This window comes from Caballeronia sp., assembly GCF_049581465.1.
Lineage (GTDB): Bacteria > Pseudomonadota > Gammaproteobacteria > Burkholderiales > Burkholderiaceae > Caballeronia.
The window spans coordinates 1-1962 of record NZ_JBAUSA010000643.1 but is presented as its reverse complement, the minus strand read 5'-3'; the positions used below and the strand labels follow the sequence as shown (position 1 = coordinate 1962).

Below are 1962 nucleotides of genomic sequence, written 5' to 3'. Positions count from 1 at the left end.
ATACACGATGGTTGGACCCTTATTGCCCCACACGCCGAGAAAGACCGTAAACCCAGTTTCCGCGCCAATTTCGGCCATGATCGGGCGAGCAACTTTGTGAACGTCGAATTGCTGTAACGCCGCGATACCCAACTTCATGGCGTAAGACCCTAAGCCGTAGAATGCCGAGTCGGATTCTTGGACAACCAGGCCGACCCTTTGGAAACTGACCAAATAGTTGTGCACGTTGGCTACTGGCAAATCGCATCGCGCGGCGATAGTCCGTAGTGGGAGAGGCCCGGTGGCCTTGCACAAGACGTCGATAATGCCGAAGCCAATCTCGATCGATTGAATGCCACGGCGAGCGCCTCGCGGGACTGTTGACGTGGCGTCCATGGAATCCAAAAGCGTACCGGCTTGCGCTAAGCGATCGATGTCAGCGACTGGAGCTGCTTTGGGTGTCTTGCTCATCGTAACTGCCCTTAATTTTATGTCGTATCACCCCAATATTTTAGATGCAGCGAGTGGTCTGGGGCGAAAAATCAATCGTTCGCGAGCCAATCGTTGGCGAGCCGATTTTCGAAAAAATGTATTCTTATAAATTTGATAATGCTATATGCTTACAACATTAGCAAATTCGAATAAAATGCATGCTGCTACGCGGCCGTTCCGGTTGCGAGGGTCGAAGATCTTGCCCAGTCGTTCGATAGGCCACAAGCGATAGGCTACATCGAAGGCAAGTTGTATTCGGTACTACGCCCTTGAGGCACGCGTGAGCGAAGGGGTGACTCGGGTTCGGTGCAGAAGGTAGACCTCGTACGTTGCCTTTGGGGCCCGATATTTGAGAAGCGGACCAAACACTGGCCGCCGTTGCAGCGCTTTTAGTACAGCCATAACTTTTGAGTCGTGGCGCCAGGTTGATGCCTTACTTTTATATCGGACGCCGCGGAAAAGATATGTCGTACGTAGCTACATCACCTAGCAATGACGTCGTTGACGACAGTCATATGCCCCTCTCCGCAAAAGAAGAGCGACAGATTGTCTTCGCGTCTACGCTCGGGACTCTTTTCGAGTGGTACGATTTTTATATATACGGATCTCTGGCTGTATTCATGAGTTCCGTTTTATTTCCGCCGAACAATCCTACGGCGGCGCTTTTGGCATCATTAGGAGCGCTAACAGCAGGATTCGTTGTTCGTCCGTTAGGTGCGCTTTTTTTCGGGTACCTGGGAGACCGTTTGGGACGAAAATGGACATTCCTTCTCACGGTAATGATGATGGGCGGCGGTACGTTTTTTATGGGCTGCCTTCCTTCTTATAGTTACGCTGGAAATCTATCCTGGATCCTGCTGGTCGTTCTCCGGCTAATCCAAGGGCTTGCCGTTGGCGGAGAGTATGGCGGCGCCGTAATTTATATTGCGGAGCAATGTGGACCAAGGCGCAGAGGGTTGTTGACGAGCTGGATACAAGTGACCGGCTCGACAGGATTGCTCGTTTGCCTCCTGGTTATTTTAGTCACACAATCTTTCATTACGACCGAGCAGTTTAAAGAGTGGGGATGGCGAGTGCCGTTTCTATTGTCATTTGTACTGCTTGTCGTTTCAACGTATATCCGGTCGAAGCTGCACGAATCGCCAGTATTCACACGCATGAAGGCTGAGAAAAAGCTTTCTGAGAATCCAATCCGCGACGCCTTTACCAAGCTACCCAATCTCAAATTGATGCTTTTGGCCTTGGTCGGTATTACAGCGGGAATGGGTGCAAATTACTTCACAGGTCAGTTCTATGTGATGATATTTCTGCAGCAGGCGGTCCTGATAGATCAGGCGACCGTGTATAAGTTAGTGATGGGTAGCTTTATCGTGGCCGCACCGGCTTATGTCTTTTTTGGATGGCTGTCGGATAGGTGGGGCGCTAAATGGATCATGATGGCCGGTCTATTTCTCGCTGCAATTTGCTACCGGCCTATGTTTGCCGAGCTTA

The 1962-nt window shown here is 50.7% G+C and carries 2 protein-coding genes; one reads left to right on the top strand and one right to left on the bottom strand.

Annotation, left to right across the window (positions count from 1 at the left end):
* The coding region (locus tag WCA53_RS15830) for an IclR family transcriptional regulator (RefSeq protein ID WP_423912111.1) at nucleotides 1-450 on the bottom strand (450 nt) is incomplete at its 3' end.
* A 536-nt stretch (nucleotides 451-986) separates the two neighbouring features.
* On the opposite strand from WCA53_RS15830, the gene WCA53_RS15825 reads away from it, so the two are divergent.
* On the top strand, nucleotides 987-1962 hold a 976-nt coding region (locus tag WCA53_RS15825), incomplete at its 3' end, for an MFS transporter (RefSeq protein WP_423912107.1).